The following is a 17,173-nucleotide window of genomic DNA, read 5'->3' as shown; positions in this document are numbered from 1 at the left end:
CTCAAGCAGTTGCCCGTCGAACGCGACCAGTGCGAAGGATTCGTGCCCCTGCCGGCTTGATACGTAAATGCTGAGTGTCCTTGGTGAGGTAGTGCATGGCCTTGATAACCTTGCCGCACGCCTGAGTGTCAGCTCGCCGGATCGTCCCGACACCTACTTCATCGCCGTAACGGTCCTTGTCATCGTTGCAGCGGTAGCAGTACCCATGCCCACGGCTGATCTGCTCCCACAGCCCCCCAATCTCCCTAGCTTTATTAAAGTCGCTACGCACCTCAGCACCATTGAAGAAGAAGGCCGCATGGATGTGGAAACCCTTATCCTCTCCTTGCTCGACTGAACAGATATAGCCCGTCTCGTGCTTGAAGATCGGATTTCGCTCCCTTGCACGGACCAGCAAATCCAGGTCCTCGAACACATGTTCGATACGCAGACGTGCTTGTGCTATCGCTTGGTAGTGCAGGTCCACACGCACCACAACCGTTCGGGAATAGCGATCCAGTACTCGTCCCACGTACTCAGTAAGCATGGCCTGCTTCTGGCTGGCCTCATAGCGGCGGTCATTCTCCTTACGCTTGAACTTCTTGCTTCGGATTATCTGACGAATCCGAGCGACCAGCACGTTCATGGCGTGGTGGAAATCCAGGTATCCCGTCCCTTGCTTATTCAGGCAGGTCAGACCTATAGGACTACGCTCCAAGCCAATGTCCTGACACGCTTGCCAGAAGGCTCGCAGGTGCTCGCTGTAGGCGTAGGCTTGATCATCATAGAAGAGATCAAGCATCTGCTGCATCGAGTCGAAGTATCTGGAGAGCTTGGTCCTATGTACCTGTTCGTCTCCCGATGGAGACTGAATGACCTCGAAGGCGGGCCTGTCAGTACGCTCAATATATTCAACAAGTCGCTCGATCCTGATCGAGGCTTGAGACTGGGAAAAGCTGGTGCAGCAGGTAGGGTTGAGTGAGTGCATTGTTGAGTACCTGGTTGGGTGATGAACACACCAAGTACTCACTGAGTAATTTTTTACTGCTGAGACAATTCCCTGCTTGAGACTATTGGAAAGTAGTATTGATTGGAGATGGCTATATCAATAAAACCAGCTTAACCAAGCAAGGCACTGCCCAGAGAAGCGGGGCAATGGAAAGCGATATTGCCCCGCATACCGATACTTTTGCTAGGAGCCTACCGCGGGAATTGTCTGAGGTGTCGCCACGGCAACCGGCGTACGCAGCATAAAGCGCCATGACCGGGGGAAGCCCCAGCCATGGCGTATTAAGACTGCTTGGAACGAGCATCCAAAGCTCACCCCTGATGCCTACACGGCTCCCCCTCGGCCAAGTCGCGCGCCTCAATCCTAGCCAGGATCCAGTCGTGAACTTCACTTTCAACCCAGGCAACGCACCGATCACCCAGTGAGACCGGTTTTGGGAAAGCTCCTTCACTGATGTACTTATAGATGGTGGACCGGCCCAGGCCGGTGCAGTCGATAACTTCTTTCAGACGGATGATCCTCATGAACGGGCTCCTCTCGTATCGTTCAGAGGATTCGCAAGGTCTGTAAATAAATACGCACCACGCCTACTGCTTAACGTTGACCGCTCAGGCTTCGCAGGGAATCCCATCAGAACGGAATAGCCTGCGCCACTCAGTTGAAGCCTTATCAACCTAAAATTCGACCAACGCCACTCAGCCAAGCGGAGATGCAAGCCTAGGGAGTTTCGCCAATATCTTACCCAAGATGCCCGACGACGAATCAATTCGACCTTGTATAGAGCATTACTCACCTCTGCACGCGCCCGACTCCGGCCAACCACCTTTGCCACACACCAAATACTCGAAGCAGTCTCGGTCAGTCGTTCGAAACAACCGCACTCGCTGTGCATCCGCGCTTTGCCGAAATTAACGTGGGCAACCTATAAGCATCAGCAACAAGTGGCTGACAATCTCGCCGCCACTCGATATCAGCACTCACAAAGCCCCGTTTTTACTAAGAGACGTTTAACGCCATATGCATCACCAACTCCAGGAACGCCACAAAAACGTCACTGTCATGGCACCCTGAACGTCATGATCGATTCACAGGGTGAAGGCACCGCTAAAAAACCAACCACTTATGGCTACAGAGCCTATATTTACTGGCCACCATCATAAAAATCATTCTAGAATATCCATAGAATAAACATATAATCGCGATTGACCCTCAATAGAATCTAAGTAGAACGCACATAGAAGGCTTATAGAATCCTAATAGAACCAGACCAAATTAATAATATTAATATTCTATAATTGATAGAGCGTGACTATGGATGAGACTTTTATTGTTGACGATAGCGGGCTTGACGAGCTGAGCCAGCTACTCAAGGAACCACGGCAAAACACTCGTCATGACATCTGGCTATGGCTGTACCTGAACCAACACAAGCGGGCTAGGTTTGACGCTAGTACATGTAATGGTTCGACTATGCGGGACGTGATCGCAAGATTCCTGAGACGCAAGACCGAAAACCTTAAAGACATAGGCTCCCAAAAGGACAGACTCCTGGTACCGCATGACTATCTCAAGTGGATTGAGGGAGATGAGCGGCAGCATCGATGGCTAATTCGCAGGATTGAAGACCTCACTAAGTTGAGACCTACCCAGGGACTGCCTAGCGGACTGGTACGACTTAATGGTAGGAATCATCTCATCGCCATCCTTGATCTCTGGGATGTGGATATCGCAAAAAAAGCAGACGAAATCGAGCGCCTTCACAATCGTTGGCTTAGACACAAGGCTGGGGACAAAGCTTTCGAGTGGTTCGAAGACAAAAAGGATGGCCTCAAACGCTGCAAATGCGCTTGGGAGTGGCTAGAGAAGCACCATGTATCCATATTTAAAAGCCAGAGCCCTATCAACAATTACAAAGAGCTGCTCATGTACTTTGATGAAGCAGAGCTCGGCCGCAATGAGCTGAAAGCCATCATCCAGACGATCAAGAAACGATGGAACCGTAAACAGTTCGACGAACGCACAGCAGACAAGAAACAGGTTAATGTCATGCTATCGAAAACCGCGATCGAGCTACTCGATACACTGGCAAAAAAGCACGAGCTGAAACGAGCTCAAGTCTTGGAGCTTCTGATAACGACGGAGTCTGAAGATGGCGTGTACTTCACAGGCAGGCTGAAAGGTGGCTAGGAAACCTTAGGTGATGGAACGAGCCGAACACACTCCTTTCCTCTGCACCGCCAGCCCAAAGCCTTGGTATTCCAAATGGTATTCCAAAGAATCTTTTAACCGATATTTTTCATTTTAAATCAATTACTTAGATAATCAGTTCAGATTACCCCGGCCCACCAAATAGCTGTTTAGACCTGTCTCAGACAGTCTACGAAACACCTCAAGAAGCCCGCCTAGTGCGGGCTTTCTTGTTTCTGGCAATCCGCTCTTGTCCAATATCTTCACGCTTCAGAGCCGTTGCCGCACATGCTTGGCCACGACCTAGGTTGGCTTTCACCTGCCCTACAACAGCTCGGGCCGTGTCTGTGCATTCGTTTCACCCCCACCGACAACGCGACCAGAGCACAAATGACGCCTATCCAAAGCCAACTGACACGCCAAAAAATAGCGCTGAACTTGCAAGCATCTGCGCCTATCTCAATAACTACGTACAACACATTGAATTGAGTAGAGGAAATACGATGTCCAAACTCGCAGAATTTCGTCAGTTGGAAAAACATCTTGCCGAGCAACTCAAGGCATTGGAGGCGATGAAGGGTAATGACGGCCTGAAGAAGGAAATCGAGTTCGAGACCAAGCTGCGCAAGCTGCTCGAACAGTACGGTTTTAGTCTGAATCACATCATCAATCTGCTGGAGCCGAAGGCCACGGCCCGCCGCCAATCTGCGTCACCTGCGGCCAAGACGCGCAAACCACGCGGACTCAAGGTGTACAAAAACCCGAAGACCGGTGAGGTCATCGAAACCAAGGGTGGTAATCACAAAGCATTGAAAGAGTGGAAAGCAGAGCACGGTGCCGACGTCGTCGAAGGCTGGCTGAAGAAGTAAAAGCTTCACCTGACAAAGGGCCCAGATGGGTCCTTTTTAGTTTTTACCGCCAATTGGATACGGCTACTTCGCTCCGTGCTGCGCGTGAGGCTTTAACGGTCTATGCACCGGTCAATCACGGTCAGCTCAACGCCCCAAAGATTCAAATCCCAACAACACCTGAAAATCACTCTCGCCCAAAATGCGAATGTTCTGCCCCTTCGCAATCAGCTCCTCAGCCTTCACATGTTTCGAACTCCGGTCTTTCCCCGCCAATCGCCCAATATCCTGATCGCCGACGACCAGCAAAGTGGTGTGCTTCGTCACTCCACTCCCGATTTCACACCCCCCAGAAGCAGCCAGTTCAGCCGCCTCTCTGCGCGGGATGGACAGCGCCCCAGTGAACACCAAGACATTGCCGGCCAATTCCCCATTCGGATTGATGACCAGTTGGTTGAACGAGCACAGAACATTTGCCAGTGGCTGGTTAGCGAGCGAACACCAATCCGCCGCCGTCGAACCTGTGTGAGTCATTGCATGGACCAGAATTTCTCCGGCTGCACGCGCGTCCTCCAGAGCATCATGGTGCTCAAATGAAATGCCCAATTTGGCCGCGAGGTTTTTCAGCCCGTAGCCTGATTGCGAACACTCGCTCCAAGTGCGGCGCGCGACTCTCGCGGTGTCCAGCCAAGCGCAGTCGAAATGAGCCAAACCTGCGCTCTGGCAGGCTCGCAGCGTTGCAGTTCGATCGAAGGGCATGTGACTTGCGACGATTTGATGGGTAACGAACGGCAATATCTGGGGATAAACCTGCGCCCACGATGGCGCTGACGCCACCATGCTTTCATCGATGCCATGGATGGAGGTGTTGATGGGATGAAAGTAGTCACCTGGATTGACCAGCGAGCTCCAGGTCTGGTGAAGTTTCCCACCTCTGAATACCGCAATTCCTACCTGACAAATACTCGCGAGGTTGGGGTTGGCTGTTTCGACATCGATAACCGTGAAATCCATTTCTCTCACCGGGCCTGAATGGGTCCTGTGAGAATAGAGAGCTTCTGAGCTAGAGCCCGGATTTTTTCAGTGCGATGAACCGCGAACACACGTCCTAGGAAATTTCCTTCAAGCTGCGGCGAACTCCATGAACTACCGAGCGCCCTTGAGAGCAGATAGTCTGATTTTTTGCTGCCAACCGGCAGGCCGAAAAGCGCAGGAAACCTGACTTCCGGAGTTCTTCCTTGAAAAAGATCAGCCCAGATTCAACTGAAAATACCGTGCCTGCAGATCCCGACACTGCCGACCAGAGCGCGCCCTCCGCCGCCGCTCAACCTCCGACCAGCGCTCGCGTGCAGACCCCGCGACTGGTTGACCCGATGACCTGCATTTTCGAGGTCCAGCCGGACGCCGATGCGATCACGATGCTCGATCACGCCAGCCAGAATCTGGCGCTGGTCAAAGCTTTGGTGAGAGAGCTGATGACGCAAATGGAAGGCCGGGACCGCAACACGGTCGTGGTGATCGGCAAGTTGGCCATGTTGAGCGAGATCCTGATCAACCGGGCGTTGAGGAATCTTGAAGCTCGGGGGCGAACGCCGGTTTTTCATTGATGGCTTGCTCAGAACAGCTGCCATGACTTTGTTGGACCCAAAGCGTTGTTACGCATACGTGACATTTGAAGCCGAATGTCACGTATTCGGAACATTCAAGGATTGGACTCTATTGAAGGTTTCATAACCATCAACTGTCTGCCGACCTCACAACAGGCAAGCTCTGAAAAAGTATTCTGCGAATGTGGACTACCCACATTTTGCTTGGCCAAGTACCGGGAACGAGTGGTAACCACATGAATTTTTCTTCACCCCACCTGCCCGCCCCATCGGATACATTGCCCTCGCTCATTCAAGAAACTACGGTTTGCCCGCCCTCCCGCGGGCTTTTTTTTGCCCGCGATCAACCTCCGCACCTACGCCCCTTTCAGGCGATACAGATATGTATCCTGAACCCCGTGCCGCTCCGTGTGCCGCGCGCGCTTGAATACGCGGATCAACGCAAATCCTGCCGCCTCTGCCAACCGCTGACTCGCCCGGTTCGCCGAAGACGTCGTCAGATAAAAAACATCGCCGGCAAATCAGCGATCAACGCCGTCAGCGCCACGGACAACGCAGGGTCCGGCGCTCGCAAACTTACTGGAGACCGGCATTCAGTTAACAAAACGTCCATATTTCATCCTTCCAACTCGGTTCATCCTCACTCACTCAACGACCTGCGGCTGGCGCAGTTTAAGACAGCGACTTTTATCAATTGGCATGATTAATCAGAATTGATGCAAATCACGACCCGCGCGCGCATTGGGTGTACCATCGGCGCCTGTCAATCAGATATCAGTTAGCCATGCCCACGCTAAGCGAAGAGAGCCGCCAGATCGTAGCTTCTCTGGCGCACCGTGTTGGCCCCAGCGCTGACACTGCAAGCATCGCCCAGGCGATTGTTTCGACCTTGCAGGAGATGAACGCAGCCCTTACGCCGATCATTGGCCAGCAAGGGGTTGTCGCGTTGTACCGCCGCAGTATTCACCTGTGCGCCTCCAATCAGCCGCGTTTGGCCAGCATTTACGACAGCGTGCAGACCGGGTGGGATCTGATTGCCCTCCAATCCGTACTCGTCAAGCAAAACGAGGTCGATGCGCTGCTTTTCGGTGAAGTGTTGCTGACCACGTTTTATGAGCTACTGACCACGCTGATCGGGCCCTCGCTCACCGCACGTTTGCTTCGTTGCGTGTGGGAACCTTCTTTGAGCGACACCCCTTCGCAGGAAACTTCGCCATGAGCACCAAAGTGACTATCAACCGTCTGGCCACCGGCGTGCCAGGCCTGGACGAGGTGCTGGGCGGAGGATTACCGGAATTTTCGTTCAACATGATCGCCGGCCCTCCTGGCTGCGGTAAAACCACCCTGGCGCATCAAATGATGTTTGCCCTGGCGACGCCTGAACGCCCGGCGTTGTTCTTTACCGTGCTCGGCGAGCCGCCGCTGAAGATGCTGCGTTATCAGCAGCAATTCGATTTTTTCGACAGCGAAGCGATCAACCAGTCGATCCGCTACATCAACCTCGCCGACGATACCTTGGCCGGCGATCTGGATCAGGTACTCCGGCGCATCGTCAGCGAAGTCGAAACCCACGCCCCGGCGCTGGTGTTTGTCGACTCGTTCCGCTCCGTGGTGCTGGCCAGCCAGACTGAAGACAACCCGAACAACAACCTGCCGCAGTTCATTCAGCAACTGGGCATGTTGATGACTACCTGGCAGGCAACGACTTTCCTGATTGGCGAATACTTCACCGAAACCGACACCAACCCGATTTTCACTGTGGCCGATGGCCTGATCTGGTTGCGCCAGAGCGTCGAGCGCAATTCGATGGTGCGCAAAATGGAAATCATGAAGATGCGCGGCCAACCGACGTTGCCGGGGCTGCACACATTTCGTATTTCCACCTCCGGGATCAAGGTCTTCGCACCCGCGCCGCTCAACCCGATTGAAGCGCCACTGGAATTCCCGATCAAACGCCTGAAAATGGGCGTTCCGCAGCTCGACGAGATGCTCGGCGGTGGCTTGCCTCGTGGTTATTCGTTGCTGGTGGCCGGGCCGTCGGGTTCGGGCAAGAGCATTCTCGCCGCAACCTTCCTCGCCGAAGGCGTGCGCAATGGCGAAACCGGGGTGATTGCGGTGTTCGAGCAACGGCCCAATCACTCGCAAAACGCCACGCTGACCAAACTCATTCAGAGTGGTCAGGTCGGCCTGGTCGACAGCCGCGCGCCGGACTTGTCGATCGACGAAATCGTCCAGCTATTGCTTTGCGAAATCAGCCGATTGAAAGCCACTCGCGTGGTCATCGACTCGTTATCGGGCTTCGAACTGGCGTTGGCGCCAACCTTCCGCGAAGACTTCCGCGAGTCGCTGTCGCGCATGGTCACGGCGCTGACCGGTGCCGGCGTCAGCGTGCTGATGACTTCGGAACTGGAAGACCGCTACACCGACCTGCGTTTCAGCCCTTACGGCACGGCGTTTCTGACCGATGCGATCATCGTCCAGCGCTACATCGAAGTGCAGAGCCGTTTGCTGCGCATCATGGCCGTGGTCAAGGTCCGCGCCAGCGCGCATTCCGACGAATTGCGCCTGTACCGCATCGACGATAACGGCTTGCAGATCGGCGAAATGCTCCCGGACCAGGAAGGCTTGCTCGGGGGCCGGCCGACCCGGCGGCTCGGCAGCGACGAGGCGTAAACCAACCCAATGACCGAGGCCAATGGCACGAATGCACAAGCGATGGCGACCGCCGCTCGTGAGTTGTTCGTGCTTGGCCAGAAAACTGCCGAAGCGCGCGTAGTGCTGGCGGCGCTGCAAAAAGAACTGAGCGACACCAACAACCGCCTGGTCGATGCGCAGCAGATCGAGCAACTGGTCGAGGCCAATCAGCAATTGGTCCTGGCCATTCTGCTGGCGCAATCGGACGCGGAAAAACCCCAGCGTTCGAAGGAAGAACAGCGGCTGTTCCTGGAGATGCGCGAGGCCAATGCGCAATTGGTCATCGCCGCGCTCAGCGCGCAAAACCTGCAAGCTTCGGCGGAACACACGCTGGCGCAGCAGCGCAACATCCTCACCCTCGTCGCCCACGAACTGCGCAACCCGCTGACGCCGATCAGCATGATTGCCGGGCGTCTGGTGCGAGTGCCCAAAGAAGAGCTGCCGCGCATGCAGGCGCTGATCGAAAGCCAGGTGCGACACATGTCGCGGCTGGTCGACGATTTGCTTGATGTGTCGCGCGCCAGCACCGGCAAATTGCGCCTCGATTGCCAGATTATCGACATGCTGCAAATCATCCACGAGGCCATCGAAATCTGTGGCCCGCTGATGACTACCCGCCATCTGCGCTTCAATGCCGACCTGCCGTCCTGCGCATTGGCAGTGGACGGCGATCCGGTGCGGCTGGCGCAAATCCTCGGCAACTTGCTCGGTAATGCGGCCAAGTACACTCCGGCCGGCGGCAATGTCACGCTGTCGGTAACGGCCAGGGATGACGTGTTGCACATGCACATTCGCGACGACGGGATTGGTATTTCCGCCGAGGCGTTGCCGTTTATCTTCGAGCCTTTTGTGCAAGACGTTCACGCCATCGGCTTCAACGGCGCCGGCCTCGGCATCGGCCTGACGGTGGTGCGCGAATTGGTTGAAGCGCATGGCGGCACGGTCGTCGGCACCAGTGAAGGTGATGGTCTGGGCAGCACGTTTATCGTCACGCTACCGCTGGTCCCGCTTCCGGCAGCGGATTGAGTTTTTCCGCTGGCCACGCAATGCTTGCGCAAACATCCCGCCAACCGGAGCGCCCCATGCCGCTGTTGTCCCTGCCGTGCAAACGCCTGACCCTGGCGGTGCTCGACCCTGATCAAGCGCCGCTGGAAAGCGATTTCTACCGGCGCAACCAGCGGCATCTGGCGCGCTGGTCGCCGATCCGCCCCGCCGATTACCACAGCACCGAACGCGTGCGCCCGCGCCTGGAGATTCAGGCCAGCGCGTTTGCGGCCGGTCTGGCGGTGCATTTCGCGTTGCTCGACCCGGACAACGACCAGATGATCGGCGCCTGCAATTTCAGCGGCATCACCCGCGGCGCATTCCAGGCCTGTTACCTCGGTTACCACATTGACGCCGAGCATCAGGGCCAAGGCTTGATGCAGGAAGCGCTACAAGCGGCGATCAGTTACATGTTCGACGTCCAGCAATTGCACCGGATCATGGCCAATTACATCCCCGGCAACGACCGCAGCGCGCGGCTGCTCGAACGCCTCGGTTTTGAGCGCGAAGGTTACGCCAAAGCCTACCTGAGCATTGCCGGGCGCTGGCAGGACCATGTGCTGACGGCGCTGATCAATGAGCGTTTTGAAACACCGGAACAGCGCTGGTCGAAACCGCTCGCCTGATCCGCATTCCACCTCCAAGGGAAAAACCTTTCAGCTCTCGCGATTGCTGCCGATACAGGTCTGCAACACACCTTGCTGGCGCCTAAAAACAACAATCTTCCAGCCAACTGACGATCAAGAAGCACAACGTTCCTGGAGGAATTGTGATGAATAGCTGGTTCGGCAACATCAGCGTGAACCTGAAACTGGGCCTGGGATTTGGCCTCGTCCTGGCACTGACCTGCGTCCTCGCCCTGACCGGCTGGACGAGCCTGGGCGGGTTGATTGACCGCAGCAACTGGATGAGCGACATCACCCAGCTCAACGCTGGCCTGACCAAATTGCGCGTGGTGCGCCTGCAATACATGCTGACGAATGGCGACGAAACCGCCGCGCAGAATGTGCAAACCACCCTCGACAGTTTTGCCGCGCAACAAACCGCGCTGCTGGGCAGTTTCAAGAATGCCGAAAACGTCAAAATGCTCAAAGAGCAGGCTGGCGTCATCGCCGCTTATCAGGCCTCGCTCAAAGAAATGCGCGCCGCTTACCGCACCGGCAACAGTGCCCGCGACGCCATGGCCGTCAACGCTGAAAACGCTTACACACTGATCAATTCGATCAGTACGCAGGTGCAGCAAATGCCCCTGAGCGATCAACGTTTCGAAGAATTCCAGGCCATCACGCAAGCGAAAGAAGCGTTCATGCTCGCCCGTTACGAAGTGCGCGGTTACACCGCCACCGCTAACGCCGAAACCGAGCAGAAAGCGATCAGCCAACTGGACGCGGCGATTGCCAGCCTGAAGCCGCTGAACGTGCATTTCGCCGACACTCAGCAAGACGCGCTGCGCCAACTCGACACGGCGCTGACCAACTACCGCAGCGCTTTGATGGCGTTCAAAACTGCGACCAGCGACGCCGTGCGCGTGCGCAAGGACATGACCGACCAGGGCGCCGCGATCGTCACCCTGAGCGACAAGCTGTATCAATTCCAGCTCGACCGTCGCGACATCGAAAGCGCCCAGGCGCGCACTCTGCAACTGATCAGCACGTTGCTGGCATTGCTGGTTGGCGTGATTGCTGCGGTGCTTATCACGCGCCAGATCACCGGCCCGTTGCGCGAAACCATGACCGTGGTTGACCGTATCGCCAGCGGCGATTTGTCCCAGGACGTCAAAGTCACTCGCCGCGACGAACTCGGTGTGTTGCAGCAAGGCATCGGCCGCATGGGCGTAACCCTGCGCGAGTTGATCAGCGGGATCCGCGACGGCGTCACGCAAATCGCCAGCGCCGCAGAAGAGTTGTCGGCCGTGACCGAGCAGACCAGCGCCGGGGTGAACAGTCAGAAGATCGAAACCGATCAAGTCGCCACCGCGATGCACGAAATGACTGCCACCGTGCAGGAAGTTGCGCGCAACGCCGAAGAAGCCTCGCAAGCCGCGGCCGCCGCGGATGGCGAAGCGCGCGAGGGCGACAAAGTGGTCAACGAAGCGATTGCGCAGATCGAACGCCTGGCCACCGAAGTGGCGCGTTCCACCGAAGCCATGAGCGTACTGCAACAGGAAAGCGACAAGATCGGCAGCGTCATGGACGTGATCAAAGCCGTGGCCGAACAGACCAACCTGCTCGCGCTCAACGCCGCGATTGAAGCGGCCCGTGCCGGTGAAGCCGGTCGTGGTTTTGCCGTGGTTGCCGACGAAGTTCGTGGTTTGGCTCAGCGCACGCAGAAGTCCACTGAAGAAATCGAAGGCCTGGTCGCCGGTCTGCAGAACGGCACGCAACAGGTGTCGGCGGTGATGAACAACAGCCGCTCGCTGACCGACAGCAGCGTCGCGCTGACCCGCAAGGCTGGCGTCTCGCTGGAAAACATCACCCGCACGGTGTCCAACATCCAGTCGATGAACCAGCAGATCGCCGCAGCCGCCGAACAGCAAAGCGCCGTGGCCGAAGAGATCAGCCGCAGCATCGTCAACGTGCGCGACGTCTCCGAACAAACCGCCGCAGCCAGCGACGAAACCGCAAAATCCAGCGTCGAACTCGCGCGTCTAGGGGGCCAGCTGCAACAGATGGTCAGCCACTTCCGGGTCTGACAGCAGAACTGATCATTCCCACGCTCTGCGTGGGAATGCATCCCGTGACACTCTGCGTCACCTTCACCAGCGGAATGCGGTCATCAGTGACCTCACGCTAAAGCCGCCAATATCACGCCTCCCAAGGGTTGATGACCTCTACCCCGGAAAACGCAAAGTCCCGAACATTGCGGGTGGCGATCGGTACTCCATGGCTTCGACAAATCGCAGCTATCTGAGCGTCGGCCATTGATGCTGCTCGGCCGTTCGCTTCACAGTTCGCGACCAGCGTTGCGTATTCAACGGCAGCGTGCGCATCGAAAGAAAATATCCTTCCAGCGAAGTCCTCTTCGAACATCGCCATCGCATGCGCCTCAAGCTTTTGTTTGCGCTTGCCGACGGGCAGCCTGGCAATGCCATGGAGAATTTCCGCGACAGTGACAGCACTGATTGCCAACTCCATTACCGGCTGAGCATCGACCCAAGCCAAGACTTTTACATCGGGCTTCAATCGCATGAACTCGGAAAGCACATTGGTATCGAGCACGATCATTCGGAGAAATCCACCGCCACGGCTTTCGCGTCCCGCGCCGGAAGTTCGAGCTCCACTCCGCCACTTTCACTGAACCTGTTGCGAATCCGGCTTCCCAGTCCACCAGCACGGTCAACAGTTGCCAGCGCCCTTGCCAGAATCAGGCGCGCCTCCTCTTCCATCGAATGCCCGTTGTGAGCGGCGGATATGCGCAGTTGTTCCTTGATCTGGTCGTCAAGGTTTCGAATGGTGATACTGGCCATAATGCCCCCGCAATCAATGAAATCATTGATTGCAGGCTAGCACAGGTTTTTCAGTTAAAACTCGCTGACCGCCGAGCGGCTTTCAAACACAAATCGCATCCGTGAACACCAACCGATTGCCGAACGGGTCGGTCACGGTCAAATCCTGGCTGCCCCATGGCGTTGCCTGGATTTGCGGTTTGGCGTAGGCGTAGTCCTTGTTTTGCAGTTGTTGCTGGAACGCTTCGAGTTCGTCGGTTTCGATGCGCAGCGCCGAGCCGGGGGTGGCGTCGCCGTGGTGTTCGGAGAGGTGCAGCACGCATTCGCCGCGCGAGACTTGCAGGTAGAGCGGGAAATTGGCTTCGAAGCGATGCTGCCAGTCGATTTGGAAACCGAGGAAGTCGACGTAAAATTCGACCGCTTTCGCTTCATCGAAAATGCGCAGGATCGGTGTGGTTTTGCCGAAGCTCATAATTATCTCCCTGATCAAAAAAACGCAGTGTAGCCGGGCTGGATCTCAGCGCTTGGGCATTATCCGAAATTTCTTCAAGCTCACCGCGCGATCACTGCGGCGCGCGACGGCTAAAAACCGTCACGCAAATCCCCTTCCCGCGCCAGAAATCGCCCGGCCCGGCGCCCGTTCGCCTTGCCGTCGACATAGCTCAGCACGCCGTTGATCCAAACCCCGTCAATCCCTTGCGCCGCGCGTTGCGGGTCGTGGAAATCAGCGACGTCGCGGATGGTCAGCGGATCGAACAACACCAGATCCGCCCAATGTCCGGGGCGAATCTCGCCGCGTTGCTTCAAGCCAAAACGCGCGGCCGACAGCCCGGTCATTTTGTGCACGGCGGTGTGCAGCGGAAACAGCCCGACGTCACGGCTGAAATGGCCGAGCACGCGAGGGAATGCGCCCCACAAACGCGGGTGCGGGAACGGGTCTTCGGGCAGGCCATCGGAGCCGACCATCGACAACGGGTGCGCGAGAATTCGCTGCACGTCCGCCTCGTCCATGCCGTAATACACCGCCCCGGCCGGTTGCAGGCGTCGCGCGGCGTCGAGCAGCGGCGCGTTCCATTCGGCGGCGATGTCGATCAAGTCGCGGCCGCCCAACTCGGGATGCGGCGTCGACCAAGTGATGGTGATGCGGTGAGCGTCGGTAACCTGCTTGAGGTCGAGCGTCGAAGAACTCGCCGCGTAGGGATAACAATCGCAGCCGACCGGATGGCTTTGCGCAGCGGTTTCGAGCGCCGCCAGCAGCTGCGGACTGCGCCCCCAATTGCCGACGCCGGCGCATTTGAGGTGGGAAATGATCACTGGCGATTGCGCGTGTCGGCCAATCTGAAACGCTTCGTCCATGGCCTCCAGCACCGGCGCAAATTCGCTGCGCAAATGGGTCGTGTACACCGCGCCGAACGCCGTCAATTCTTCGGTCAATTGCATGACTTCATCGGTGGACGCCGAGAACGCGCTCGCATACGCCAGACCTGTGGATAACCCCAACGCGCCGGCCTCCAGACTTTCGCGCAATTGCTCGCGCATCGCGGCGATTTCCTCGGCGCTGGCAGTGCGCAACAAGTCGTCGAGGTGATTGCTGCGCAACGCGGTGTGGCCGACCAGCGCGGCGACGTTCAGCGTGGTGTTCGCAGCTTCCACCGCTTCGCGGTAATCGCGGAATGTCGGGTAAACAAACGCCGCCGCAGTGCCGAGCAGGTTCATCGGATCGGGCGGGTCGCCGCGCAGACTGACCGGCGCCGCACTGATCCCGCAGTTGCCGACGATCACCGTGGTCACGCCTTGGCTGAGCTTGGGCAACATCTGCGGTTGGCGGATGACCACGGTGTCGTCGTGGGTGTGCACGTCGATGAAACCCGGCGCCAGCACGCGGCCGGCGGCGTCGATTTCTTCACTGGCGCGGGCGTCGTGCAAGTCGCCGATGCGCTCGATGCGCCCGTTCAGAATCGCCACGTCGGCGGCATAACCGGGCACGTTGCTGCCGTCGATAACCAAGGCATTGCGGATCAGCGTGTCGTATAGCATGTCAGTCTCCCAGCGGCAGGTGATCGTCGCCGCCACGGTAATCGTCGAGGGCGAGTTTGATCCGCCGCAGACGTTCTTGATTGTCTTCAGGATTGGCCAGCGCCAGCTCGGTGGCGAGCACGTCGATCGCCAGCAACATGCCGTAGCGCGCAGCCGTCGGTTTGTAGATAAACGAGGTTTCGACGCCTTGCAGCGGCAGCAATACATCGGCCAATTGCGCCAGCGGCGAGTCGGCGCGGGTGATCGCGAGAATCCGCGCGCCGTAGCTGCGCGCCAGTTCCACGGCTTCGAGCAGCTCCGGGGTGATGCCGGTCAGCGAGCAGGCAATCACCGCGTGTTCGGCGCCGAGGCTGGCGGCGGTGATGCGCATCATCACCGGGTCGCTGCAGACCGCAATCGGATAGCCGAGACGCACCAGGCGCACTTGCAATTCATCGCTGCACAGCGTCGAGCAACCGCCCATGCCGAACGCATGAATCATCCGCGCCTTGTCGAGCAATTTCACTGCATCGGTAAACCGCGACTCGTCGAACGCCGCCAGATGCTCGTGCAAGGTCGATTCGATGTCGCCGACAATCTGCCGATAAAACCCCGACTGTTCCGGCGTGCCTGCCGGGTCGAGGAAACGCCTGCCGACGCCGCTGGCCTGCGCCAGTTGCAGGCGCAAATCGCGCAAATCGCGGCAGCCGACCGTGCGCGCGAACCGTGACAACGTGGCGGTGCTGACTTCGGCGCGCAGAGCCAATTCGTCGAGGCTGGCGGATGCGACAAAACCGACGTCGTCGAGCATCAGCCGGGCGATGCGGCCTTCGCCGGCGCTGAACGAATCCTGGCGAGCGCGGATCTGGTAGAGGATGTCCATGGCGCGGGGGCTCCGGCTAAAGCAGGTAAGAAAGACCCAGGGTCAGCCCGAAAGCGACCACCGAGATCAGCGTTTCGAGGACCGTCCAGGTCTTGAAAGTCTGGGCGACCGTCATATTGAAGTATTCCTTGATCAGCCAGAAGCCGCCGTCGTTGACGTGGGAAAAGATAACCGAGCCGGCGCCCGTCGCCAGCACCAGCAACTCCGGATGCGGATAACCCAGACCAATCGCCACCGGCGCGACGATGCCGGACGCGGTGGTCATGGCCACGGTCGCCGAACCAGTGGCAACGCGCATCAACGCGGCGAACAGCCAACCCATGATCAGCGGCGACAGATGAAAAACCTGTGCCAGGCTGACGATTTGATCGGTGACGCCGGCGTCCACCAGAATCCGGTTCAAACCGCCGCCAGCGCCGACCAGCAAGGTAATGCTGGCGGTCGGCGCCAGGCATTCGTTGGTGAATTTGAGGATCGATTCACGGTTGAAACCCTGCGCCAAGCCCAAGGTCCAGAAGCTCAGCAACGTCGCCAGCAGCAAGGCGATCACCGAGTTGCCGATGAACAACAGGAATTGATTGAAACCGCTGCCCGGCGTGGAAATCAGGTTGGCCCAACCGCCGATCAGCATCAGCACCACTGGCAGCAGAATGGTCGCCATGGTGATGCCGAAACCCGGCAACCGATCACGCGGCTCGCGGTCGAGAAATTGCCGTTCCATCGGGTTATCTGCCGGCAAGTGGATGCGCGGCACGATGAATTTGGCGTACAGCGGCCCGGCGATAATCGCCGTCGGAATACCAATCAAAATCGCGTACAGCAGCGTCTGCCCGACCGACGCCTGATACGCCTGCACCGCCAACATCGCCGCCGGGTGTGGCGGCACCAACGCGTGCACCACCGACAACCCCGCGACCATCGGCAAACCGACCATCAGAATCGACACCCCGACGCGCCGCGCCACGGTGAATGCAATCGGCACCAGCAAGACAAAACCGACCTCGAAAAACAGCGGCAACCCGACCAGAAACGCGATGCACACCATCGCCCAATGCGCGTTCTTCTCGCCAAAACGGTCGATCAGCGTGCGCGCCATCTGCTCCGCGCCACCCGACTCGGCCATCATCTTGCCGAGCATCGTCCCCAACGCCACCACCAGCGCAATATGCCCCAGCGTTTTGCCAACGCCCGCCTCATAAGCGCCCACCACCCCCGACGGCGGCATCCCCGCCAACAGCGCTAGGCCAATCGAAACCAGGGTGATGACGATGAACGGATTGAGTCGATAACGCGCGATCAGAACGATCAGCGCAATGATGGCGACAGCGGCATAAACCAGCAGCCAATAGCCAAAGGAAGGCGTCATGCGGTACTCCTCGAAAGGGTCACGTCGATTGATTTGTGAAACTCATAAATCATTTCAGAGCGTGATATTCAAACGAGGTGAAAGTAATTTTCGTG

The 17,173-nt window shown here is 57.6% G+C and carries 17 protein-coding genes and 1 pseudogene; 9 read left to right on the top strand and 9 right to left on the bottom strand.

Features of this window, described 5'->3' with window-relative positions; genetic code table 11:
- Position 1: 1 nt before the first annotated feature.
- Together FBY12_RS07160 and FBY12_RS07155 are read right to left on the bottom strand one after the other, a co-directional pair.
- Positions 2 to 967, bottom strand: a complete 966-nt coding sequence (locus FBY12_RS07160; RefSeq protein WP_145252435.1) for an inovirus-type Gp2 protein — start codon at positions 965 to 967, stop codon at positions 2 to 4.
- Between the two features lie 332 nt (positions 968 to 1,299).
- Positions 1,300 to 1,512, bottom strand: a complete 213-nt coding sequence (locus FBY12_RS07155; RefSeq protein WP_145252433.1) for an AlpA family transcriptional regulator — start codon at positions 1,510 to 1,512, stop codon at positions 1,300 to 1,302.
- A 787-nt stretch (positions 1,513 to 2,299) separates the two neighbouring features.
- On the opposite strand from FBY12_RS07155, the gene FBY12_RS07150 reads away from it, so the two are divergent.
- Both FBY12_RS07150 and FBY12_RS07145 read left to right on the top strand, forming a co-directional pair.
- Positions 2,300 to 3,175: a hypothetical protein gene (locus tag FBY12_RS07150; RefSeq protein WP_145252431.1), complete on the top strand. Its 876-nt coding sequence runs from the start codon at positions 2,300 to 2,302 to the stop codon at positions 3,173 to 3,175.
- A gap of 503 nt (positions 3,176 to 3,678) precedes the next feature.
- Positions 3,679 to 4,044, top strand: coding sequence for a histone-like nucleoid-structuring protein, MvaT/MvaU family (locus tag FBY12_RS07145; RefSeq protein WP_145252429.1), 366 nt, complete (start codon positions 3,679 to 3,681; stop codon positions 4,042 to 4,044).
- 126 nt (positions 4,045 to 4,170) lie between these two features.
- Here FBY12_RS07145 and FBY12_RS07140 read toward each other — a convergent pair whose 3' ends face one another.
- Positions 4,171 to 5,037: an exonuclease domain-containing protein gene (locus FBY12_RS07140; protein WP_145252427.1), complete on the bottom strand. Its 867-nt coding sequence runs from the start codon at positions 5,035 to 5,037 to the stop codon at positions 4,171 to 4,173.
- 224 nt (positions 5,038 to 5,261) lie between these two features.
- On the opposite strand from FBY12_RS07140, the gene FBY12_RS07135 reads away from it, so the two are divergent.
- The 7 genes and pseudogenes from FBY12_RS07135 to FBY12_RS28120 all read left to right on the top strand — a co-directional run bounded on the left by FBY12_RS07135 (position 5,262) and on the right by FBY12_RS28120 (position 12,060).
- Positions 5,262 to 5,630 (top strand): DUF6124 family protein, encoded by a 369-nt coding sequence (locus FBY12_RS07135; protein ID WP_145252425.1) that lies wholly within the window; start codon positions 5,262 to 5,264, stop codon positions 5,628 to 5,630.
- 784 nt (positions 5,631 to 6,414) lie between these two features.
- Positions 6,415 to 6,849 (top strand): hypothetical protein, encoded by a 435-nt coding sequence (locus FBY12_RS07125; RefSeq protein WP_256663285.1) that lies wholly within the window; start codon positions 6,415 to 6,417, stop codon positions 6,847 to 6,849.
- Complete coding sequence (locus FBY12_RS07120; RefSeq protein ID WP_145252423.1) at positions 6,846 to 8,303, top strand: ATPase domain-containing protein; 1,458 nt, start codon at positions 6,846 to 6,848, stop codon at positions 8,301 to 8,303. The genes FBY12_RS07125 and FBY12_RS07120 overlap by 4 nt, the downstream gene beginning before the upstream one ends.
- Positions 8,304 to 8,312: 9 nt before the next feature.
- Positions 8,313 to 9,350 carry a HAMP domain-containing sensor histidine kinase gene (locus tag FBY12_RS07115; RefSeq protein WP_145252421.1) on the top strand — a complete coding sequence of 346 codons (1,038 nt, stop codon included), beginning with the start codon at positions 8,313 to 8,315 and terminating at the stop codon, positions 9,348 to 9,350.
- A gap of 56 nt (positions 9,351 to 9,406) precedes the next feature.
- On the top strand, positions 9,407 to 9,994 hold the full coding sequence (rimJ, locus tag FBY12_RS07110; RefSeq protein WP_145252419.1) for a ribosomal protein S5-alanine N-acetyltransferase: 588 nt from the start codon (positions 9,407 to 9,409) through the stop codon (positions 9,992 to 9,994).
- 146 nt (positions 9,995 to 10,140) lie between these two features.
- Positions 10,141 to 11,154: pseudogene (locus tag FBY12_RS28125) on the top strand (methyl-accepting chemotaxis protein); the annotation flags it as partial.
- Between the two features lie 42 nt (positions 11,155 to 11,196).
- On the top strand, positions 11,197 to 12,060 hold the full coding sequence (locus tag FBY12_RS28120; protein ID WP_371927426.1) for a methyl-accepting chemotaxis protein: 864 nt from the start codon (positions 11,197 to 11,199) through the stop codon (positions 12,058 to 12,060).
- A 112-nt stretch (positions 12,061 to 12,172) separates the two neighbouring features.
- On the opposite strand, the gene FBY12_RS07100 is transcribed toward FBY12_RS28120, so the two are convergent.
- The 6 genes from FBY12_RS07100 to FBY12_RS07075 form a co-directional block, all read right to left on the bottom strand.
- Entirely contained in the window at positions 12,173 to 12,592 is a 420-nt protein-coding gene (locus FBY12_RS07100) for a type II toxin-antitoxin system VapC family toxin (protein ID WP_121731813.1), read from the bottom strand.
- Complete coding sequence (locus FBY12_RS07095; RefSeq protein ID WP_092273618.1) at positions 12,589 to 12,834, bottom strand: plasmid stabilization protein; 246 nt, start codon at positions 12,832 to 12,834, stop codon at positions 12,589 to 12,591. Before FBY12_RS07095 ends, FBY12_RS07100 begins: the two co-directional genes overlap by 4 nt.
- 82 nt (positions 12,835 to 12,916) lie before the next feature.
- On the bottom strand, positions 12,917 to 13,285 hold the full coding sequence (locus FBY12_RS07090; RefSeq protein ID WP_145252415.1) for a glyoxalase superfamily protein: 369 nt from the start codon (positions 13,283 to 13,285) through the stop codon (positions 12,917 to 12,919).
- 110 nt (positions 13,286 to 13,395) lie between these two features.
- Positions 13,396 to 14,850, bottom strand: coding sequence for an amidohydrolase family protein (locus FBY12_RS07085; protein ID WP_145252413.1), 1,455 nt, complete (start codon positions 14,848 to 14,850; stop codon positions 13,396 to 13,398).
- 1 nt (position 14,851) lies between these two features.
- Entirely contained in the window at positions 14,852 to 15,712 is an 861-nt protein-coding gene (locus FBY12_RS07080; protein WP_145252411.1) for a MurR/RpiR family transcriptional regulator, read from the bottom strand.
- A 16-nt stretch (positions 15,713 to 15,728) separates the two neighbouring features.
- A complete protein-coding gene (locus FBY12_RS07075) occupies positions 15,729 to 17,078 on the bottom strand; it encodes a GntP family permease (protein ID WP_145252409.1) in 1,350 nt (449 codons plus the stop codon).
- Between the last annotated feature and the right edge of the window lie 95 nt (positions 17,079 to 17,173).

It is taken from the genome of Pseudomonas sp. SJZ131 (assembly GCF_007828705.1).
Lineage (GTDB): Bacteria > Pseudomonadota > Gammaproteobacteria > Pseudomonadales > Pseudomonadaceae > Aquipseudomonas > Aquipseudomonas prosekii.
This window is presented reverse-complemented; position numbering and strand designations above follow the sequence as displayed.